This is a genomic window from Echinicola shivajiensis (assembly GCF_018642165.1).
GTDB lineage: Bacteria > Bacteroidota > Bacteroidia > Cytophagales > Cyclobacteriaceae > Echinicola > Echinicola shivajiensis.
In genome coordinates this window covers 94,967-102,468 of sequence record NZ_JAHHZM010000017.1, presented here as the reverse complement: position 1 = coordinate 102,468, position 7,502 = coordinate 94,967, and the positions used below count along the sequence as shown (strand labels likewise).

General features: G+C 37.2%; 6 protein-coding genes and 1 tRNA gene. 2 read left to right on the top strand and 5 right to left on the bottom strand.

What is annotated here, in order from left to right; genetic code table 11:
• Positions 1-326 precede the first annotated feature (326 nt).
• Positions 327-400, bottom strand: a tRNA-Arg gene (locus KMW37_RS19855).
• Positions 401-655: 255 nt separating this feature from the next.
• On the opposite strand from KMW37_RS19855, the gene KMW37_RS19850 reads away from it, so the two are divergent.
• Positions 656-1,390, top strand: coding sequence for a porin family protein (locus KMW37_RS19850; protein WP_215226381.1), 735 nt, complete (start codon positions 656-658; stop codon positions 1,388-1,390).
• Positions 1,391-1,431: 41 nt separating this feature from the next.
• Here KMW37_RS19850 and KMW37_RS19845 read toward each other — a convergent pair whose 3' ends face one another.
• Genes KMW37_RS19845 through rpoN form a run of 3 tightly spaced genes read right to left on the bottom strand, consistent with a single transcriptional unit; the run spans position 1,432 to position 4,297 of the window.
• Entirely contained in the window at positions 1,432-2,193 is a 762-nt protein-coding gene (locus KMW37_RS19845; RefSeq protein WP_317195592.1) for an enoyl-CoA hydratase/isomerase family protein, read from the bottom strand.
• Positions 2,194-2,219: 26 nt separating this feature from the next.
• A complete protein-coding gene (locus KMW37_RS19840; RefSeq protein WP_215226379.1) occupies positions 2,220-2,843 on the bottom strand; it encodes a phosphatase PAP2 family protein in 624 nt (207 codons plus the stop codon).
• Positions 2,843-4,297: an RNA polymerase factor sigma-54 gene (gene rpoN, locus KMW37_RS19835; protein WP_215226378.1), complete on the bottom strand. Its 1,455-nt coding sequence runs from the start codon at positions 4,295-4,297 to the stop codon at positions 2,843-2,845. Before rpoN ends, KMW37_RS19840 begins: the two co-directional genes overlap by 1 nt.
• Before the next feature lie 201 nt (positions 4,298-4,498).
• Between rpoN and asnS the strand changes: the two genes are divergently transcribed.
• Positions 4,499-5,950 carry an asparagine--tRNA ligase gene (gene asnS / locus KMW37_RS19830; protein ID WP_215226377.1) on the top strand — a complete coding sequence of 484 codons (1,452 nt, stop codon included), beginning with the start codon at positions 4,499-4,501 and terminating at the stop codon, positions 5,948-5,950.
• Between the two features lie 36 nt (positions 5,951-5,986).
• Here asnS and KMW37_RS19825 read toward each other — a convergent pair whose 3' ends face one another.
• Positions 5,987-7,495 carry an NAD(P)H-hydrate dehydratase gene (locus KMW37_RS19825; protein ID WP_215226376.1) on the bottom strand — a complete coding sequence of 503 codons (1,509 nt, stop codon included), beginning with the start codon at positions 7,493-7,495 and terminating at the stop codon, positions 5,987-5,989.
• Positions 7,496-7,502 lie beyond the last annotated feature (7 nt).

Genomic DNA, 7,502 nt, shown 5'->3' with positions numbered 1-7,502 from the left:
CGAAAAAGAACTTTATTTTACAAACCGTTTCCAGAATTAATTTTTCCAGAACTTTATCCCGAAAAAATACCTTCTAACAACGCTTTCAATTTCAGCTTCCCCCGTTTGGGTCTGCAAAGGTGAGGAAGTTTTTCTTAGTTACAAAGCTTTTTCTTCGTTTTTATTCAACAAAAACTTAACTACTCTAATTCTCAGTTAAATAAGTTTTGAAAAACTTTGAAAGCTTAAAAGAACAATTTCCTCTTCTTTATTTCAATCTCAATATATCCTGCAACTTTTAGCAAGTTCGTTAAAAAAGCACTTGTTTCCTTAAACAAGAACTGTAGTGACCTCGCCAGGATTCAAACCTGGAACCTCTTGAGCCGTAATCAAGTGCTCTATTCAGTTGAGCTACGAGGCCATTATTTGGGATTGCAAATGTAGCACATCCCGTTAAATGATCAAAGGTTTTTTAAAATAAATCTCAAAAAAAGTAAAAGCATTTCAACTAAATAGTCTATTAATCAGCCAGATATTTCGTAAAACGAATTTCTCACTAAAGCCATGTACTCCATTCCCAGAACTTACATTAAGAATAATTAAGATAAAAAGCCCTAACTATCAAGCAAGTTTTTATAATTTAGCTCCCTGAAAATAAAATACAAAATACTCTTTCATGAAAAGACTTATAATTATTTTACTTGTATTTACCTTTCCGATCAGCATTTATGCACAAGAAGGTAAGAACAATCCATTAAAAGGCAGGCCAGATATAAACGGAGATTTATTTTTGGACTTCGGCTTCAATATATTAAACAATAGACCGGAAGATCTAAACACTAAGTTTTTCGCTTCTAAGACTGCAAACATCTATTTTCAAAGAGCCATAAACCTTGGAGAAAAGTCAGGATATACTTTCAACCCAGGAATTGGTTTTGGACTTGATAAAATGGCCCTTAAAAATGATATGACTTTAGTCAATGACCCAGACAAAGGAACCAATTCAAGTATGGTTGCAGATCTAGAAGATATATATGGAGAAGGTACTGTAGTTCATAAAAACACCATGGCACTTAATTATATAGACATCCCTTTAGAATTCCGTTACCACTTCAACAAAAGCGATTATAATGAAGGATTCAGAATCGCATTGGGTGGAAAAGTAGGATTTCTATATAATGCACATACCAAAAATGATATCACTACGCCTGACGGAGTAAGACAAAAGATAAAAACCACTCAGGACTATGGTTTAAATAAAGTTCGATACGGTGCTTATACTAGAGTAGGTTTATCAGGATTTAACCTATGGGCCTATTACGGGCTAAATAAAGTTTTTGAAAAAGACCTTGGTCCATTAGCCACTGAAGCTAGCCAATTCAACTTCGGTCTATCAATAGCTTTATTCTAGCAAGTCAATCAATAAAAAAGGGGATTTAAATATCCCCTTTTTTATTGATTGAAATTTGGCTTCCTTTTTTCCAAAAATGCGCTTACACCTTCAATAAAATCTTTCCCACTGCCAACTTTTTGTTGAAAATCTGCTTCCATCTCCAAAACCTCCTTCAAACTCATCCCTCCTGCCTTTTGGAGCATTTCTTTAATCCCCGCCACTGCTGCTAATGAAGCATTGGTATACACATCTATATATTGCTGAACTACTTCATTCAATTCAGAGGAATCTACACTTTTTGTTATCAAGCCAATTTTTTCAGCCTCATCCGCATACACCTTTCTTCCGGTAGTAGCAATTTCATAGGCTTTTGTATAGCCAAGCTTGTTCAACAGGAAATACGTAGAACCACCATCCATTACCAATCCAATATGAGGGAATATCTCTGCAAGATAAACATCCCTAGAAGCAACTATCAAGTCACAGGCCAAGGCCAGCGAACAACCTGCACCTGCTGCTAAACCATTCAGTTTACATATAATGGTTTTTCTACATTCAGCCATTTTTAAGATCAGCGGATTATATTGTTCCCTGACTATTTTGCTAAATGGAATATTGTCTAAATCTCCCCCTACTGATTTCAAATCCTGACCACTACAAAAAGCCCCTCCTCGCCCAGTCATCACTATACATTTAAGTTCTCTATCATTATCAGCCTCGGTAATTGCTTCCAAGAGTTCTTCAAGCAATTCCTTGTTTAGTGCATTATAAACTTTCGGTCGGTTCAGGGCTATTTCAACCCATCCCGATTGTTTAGTCACTATAATGTACTTATAATCCATAACCACTAAATCATCAAGAAATAAAAGAAAGCTGCAAAACAAGTTAAAAAGCCAAGACAAAAGCCAGCCACCAATTCTAAAGGGCGGTGTGCATTCAAATACAACCTACATGATCCCACAACCCCACTAAGGATAATTGTTAATATCAATGGATATAATAAATGGGACTGTGGAAATTTCATGCTCAAAACAATAATAATGGCTATAAGACCTGACAAACCTGTTAGATGAGCACTTACTTTCCAAAAAAAAGTAACCAAGGTAAGCAATATAATGGCTGCAGTTATTGTAGCAAGACTGAAGACTATGAGCTCATCAAAATTCAGTTTTAAATAAAACAGGTAGGTTACCAAAATATAGAACAAGCTCACAATTGTAAAAGGAATAAAGCGCTCCCTCTTCTCAGCCATATGCATGCTGGGAATAGAATCAGTGTATTTCATGCCCAATATTGTTAACATAGGAATCATCAATGTTGAAACAATTACCAACAAAAAAACGGAAAGCTTCAATTCATCAGGAACCTTTGTTGCCTCGGGAACTCCATATAATATCAAAGCAAAAACCAAACTTGGCATTAATAAAGGCTGAAATATCACCGAAAGGGTGAGCGCTATCTTTCTATACACTATAATTCTTTTCTTAATCTGGCTACTGGAATATGTAGTTGTTCCCTATATTTTGCTACGGTCCTTCTAGCTATATTATAACCTTTATCATTTAATAATTTCACTAACTTATCATCAGAAAGTGGCTTCCTCTTTTCTTCCTCATCCACCAGTTTTTGTAAAACACTTTTCACTTCCCTGTTACTTACATCCTCTCCACCCTCTGTAGAAATACCTTCAGAAAAGAAATACTTTAAAGGAAAGACCCCAAATTCGGTTTGAATGGCTTTACTGTTAGCCACTCTTGAAACCGTAGAAATATCCATATCAATTCTCTCAGCGATATCCTTCAAAATCATAGGTTTAAGTTTGGTCTCATCTCCCTCAATAAAAAACTCAGTTTGATAATCTAAAATAGCCTGCATGGTTTTCAATAGGGTCTGTTGCCTTTGTTTGATAGCATCTATAAACCACTTTGCGGCATCCAGCTTTTGCTTTACGAAACTAACTGTATCCTTAAGCTTTTTATCCTTCTTATCACTTTTATCATATGCCTCAAACATTTCTGAATATGATCTACTCACTCTAAGCTCTGGTGCATTTCGGGAGTTAAGGCTGATCTCCAATTTCCCATTGACATTATTTAGAATAAAATCTGGAATTATGTACTGGGTGCGCATTAAGCCATCAGAGCCTCCTCCAGGTTTTGGATTAAGGCGAGTAATCATATGAATGACTTCTTTTAAATCCTCTTCTTCCAGGCTGCATTTTTTAAGGATCTTGTCATAATGTTTTTTTGTGAACTCTTCAAAACATTCAGAAACTACTATAAGGGCCTTTTGTACTATCTCATCTTCTTGATGCTCTTTTCTCTCCAGCTGGATCAAAAGACATTCCTGAAGACTTCTAGCAGCAATTCCCGCAGGATCAAAGTTTTGGATCTTACGCAGAACTTCTTCCACCTCATCCAAATCTGTCTCCACATTTTGGCTGAAAGCCAGATCGTTTATGATAGCTTCCAAATCCCTTCTTATATAACCATCACTCTCAATACTACCAATTAGCTGTCTACCAATTGTTCTCTGATGCTCATCAAGACGTAAAAAATTTAATTGAGAAATCAACTGCTCAGACAGGGAGGTACCACTGGAAAGAGGCATTTCCCTTTCCTCTTCATCAGGGGAATAATTCCCATCACCTTGCATTTTATACCCGCCATAATCATCATTTAAATAATCATCCAGGTTAAGGTCTTTATCCTCCTTTTTCTCTTCTTCATAACTATCTGGAAGGATTTCCTCTTCCTGAGGCTCCCCTGTTTCATCTCTCCCTTCTTCCAGTGCTGGATTAATTTCCAACTCCTCTTCTACCCTTGCCTCCAATTCAGCTGTTGGTACTTGCAACAGCTTTATAAACTGAATCTGCTGAGGAGACAATTTTTGGGATAATACCTGATTTAAATTAAGCTTCTGCATATCGCGTACTCTAGAACTCCTTATTTCTTAAAAATTAAACACCACTTTCGGCAAGCCAAATTAAGGTCATCGATTATTATTCAAATTTAGGAAATTACAGCAAAATTTTGATAAAAAGCTTATTATATCGTTTTTTGCATTCCATTTTAAATCAATGATTCAAACTTACCTTTAAGGGGTAAAACCATAAATTCAATTCCTATGGCATTCAACAAACGATCTAAGATTAAATTCTTGCTTGACAATGATATTATTGGTGAAAAAGCCACTGTAATGGGCTGGGTCAGAACTAAAAGAAGTAATAAAAGCGTTTCTTTCATTGCCCTTAACGATGGCTCTGTCATCCAAAACTATCAAATTGTCGCTGACCCGAATGTCATAAGCGAAGATATTCTTAGAAGAATTACCACTGGCGCCTGTATTAAAGTTACTGGCCAAGTTGTCGCATCACAAGGATCAGGCCAAGTTTCTGAACTTGCCGCAGACGCCATTGAAGTTTTAGGTGAAGCTGATCCTGAAAAGTACCCTTTGCAGCCAAAAAAACATTCAATGGAATTTCTTAGGGACATTGCCCACCTAAGAATGAGAACAAATACTTTTGGCGCTGTATTTAGAGTTAGGCATGCCTTGGCTTTTGCTGTCAACCAATATTTCAACAACAAAGGGTTCTTCTATATCCATACACCTATTATTACTGCTTCCGATGCAGAGGGTGCTGGAGAAACATTTAAGGTCACAACCCTAGACTTAAAAAACCCACCATTGACAGAAAATGGTGATATTGACTATAAGGAAGATTTCTTTGAAAGAGAAACCAACCTAACGGTTTCTGGACAGCTTGAGGGTGAGTTAGCAGCTATGGCTCTCTCTGAAATCTATACATTTGGACCTACTTTCAGAGCTGAAAACTCAAACACTACCAGACACTTGGCTGAGTTTTGGATGATCGAGCCTGAAATGGCATTTTATGATGCTGAGGACAACCAGGATCTAGCAGAAGATTTCCTCAAGTATATTATCTCTTATGCCATGGAAAACTGCAAAGATGATCTTGATTTCTTGGATAAAAGAGCAGCCGAGGAAAACGCAAAGAAACCTGCCAATGAAAGGGCAGAGATGGGACTCTTAGAAAGACTTCAATTTGTGGTAGAGCATGAATTTGAAAGGCTCACTTACACTGAAGCCATCGAAATTTTAAGGAATTCAAAACCAAACAAGAAAAAGAAATTCAAATATTTAATTGAAGGTTGGGGTGCAGATCTACAGTCTGAGCATGAAAGGTTCTTGGTAGAAAAGCACTTCAAAAAACCGGTTATTCTAACTGATTATCCAAAAGAGATCAAAGCTTTCTACATGAAGCAAAATGAAGATGGAAAGACCGTTGCAGCTATGGACATACTTTTCCCGGGAATCGGAGAGATTGTCGGTGGTTCGCAAAGAGAGGAGAACCTAGAAAAGCTGACAAATAGAATGGATGAAATGAACATTCCTCAGGAAGAACTTTACTGGTACCTTGACACCCGTAGATTCGGAGCAACTCCACATTCAGGTTTTGGCCTTGGTTTCGAAAGAATGGTTCAGTTTGTTACTGGAATGGGAAATATAAGAGACGTAATAGCATTCCCAAGAACTCCAGGAAATGCAGAATTTTAAATAAAAAATGTCCCTTGAAGATTCAAGGGACATTTTTTATTTAATCCTTAATTTCACGAAACTCTTTGGAATAGCCTTAATAACATCCGAGGCAATGGTTCCTCTCAACTTCTTAGCAGAAGCCAACTCCCCAGCAACTCCATGCTGATATACTCCACACAAGGCTGCATCTTCAGCACAATAGCCTTGCCCCAGAAATGATGTAATCATACCTGTAAGCACATCCCCTGTCCCTCCAGTGGCCAAGTATTGGTTTCCGCTCGAATTAAAATATTGCTTCCCGTCTGGTAAGTTAACCGCGGTATGAGCGCCCTTTAACACCAAATAACAACTATATTTTTGAGCAAATTCTTTTGCCTTTTTCAATCTAATCTGATGATTTTCACAAGCTCCAACTAAGCGTTCAAACTCTTTAATATGTGGAGTAAGAATTATATTTTCCCTCAACAATGGCAAAAGGTACTTATGCTTCGCTAAAATATTAATTCCATCAGCATCTATTACCATAGGACCTGAATAATTCTTCAAAATTCCTTTTAACAAACTTGCTGTAATTTCTTGGGTTCCCATGCCAGGACCCAAGCCTATAGCATCGTAATTATCAAGCTCTGCATGTTCAAAATCACTCAAATACTCCTCATCCTTAGAAGCAATCACCATAAGCTCTGGCAAACCGGACTGTAATACAGCAACACCACATTTAGGACTTAAGCAGGTTACTAACCCACTACCTGTCCTCATGGCTGCTTCAGAACTCATCCGGATGGCACCCATTTTCCCATAACTCCCACCAACTAGCAAAACTTTCCCGAAATCACCCTTATGAGCAAATCTATTAAATGATTTATGCCTATGTTTAATATCCTTGTATTGTAAAAAATATTTCCCTTCAGAAAACTGACCAAAAAATGGCTGTTCAATCCCTATATTCACAACTTTGAGCTTACCTACGTTTTCTGCATGCTCTGGAAACAAAAGAGAATATTTAGGAAACTGAAAACTTACTGTAATATCTGCCTTAAACGCTTCTCCTACTAAACAGCCATCAGAAGGAAGGCCAGATGGTATATCCACTGCTATTCGCGTAGCATCTTCAATCCTATTAAGCTTGCTTACAAGATCTAGATAAAGCCCATCCAATGGTCTGTTTACTCCAATACCTAGTATTGCATCAATCAAAACGTGAAAGTCATAATCTATCAACTTGATACGCTCGTCGCAAACTGTAACAGAAGGGAGTTTATCAGGTAACAATTCCTTGTTCAATCTACAATCGGCGCTCGCCTTAACATAATCACCAATAAAAAAGACCATAACATCATAGCCTTTTCTCCAAAGAAGCCTTGCGATAGCCAATCCATCTCCTCCATTATTTCCATGTCCACAAAAAATCCCCACTTTATCATTTCGATGAAAGTTCTTTTCAAAAAAATCACAAAAGGCTGTTGCAGCGTACTCCATTAAGCGATGAGATGATATCCCCTTATCGTGTATAAAATCCGCATCCAGTTTTTTCACAGAAGTACCAGAAATAATTTCAAGCATTATAATA

Excerpts from the sequence above, each read along its gene's own strand:
- rpoN (WP_215226378.1), bottom strand. The coding sequence starts at position 4,297 with ATGCAGAAGCTTAATTTAAATCAGGTATTATCCCAAAAATTGTCTCCT.
- asnS (WP_215226377.1), top strand. The coding sequence starts at position 4,499 with ATGGCATTCAACAAACGATCTAAGATTAAATTCTTGCTTGACAATGAT.
- KMW37_RS19850 (WP_215226381.1), top strand. The coding sequence starts at position 656 with ATGAAAAGACTTATAATTATTTTACTTGTATTTACCTTTCCGATCAGC.
- KMW37_RS19825 (WP_215226376.1), bottom strand. The coding sequence starts at position 7,495 with ATGCTTGAAATTATTTCTGGTACTTCTGTGAAAAAACTGGATGCGGAT.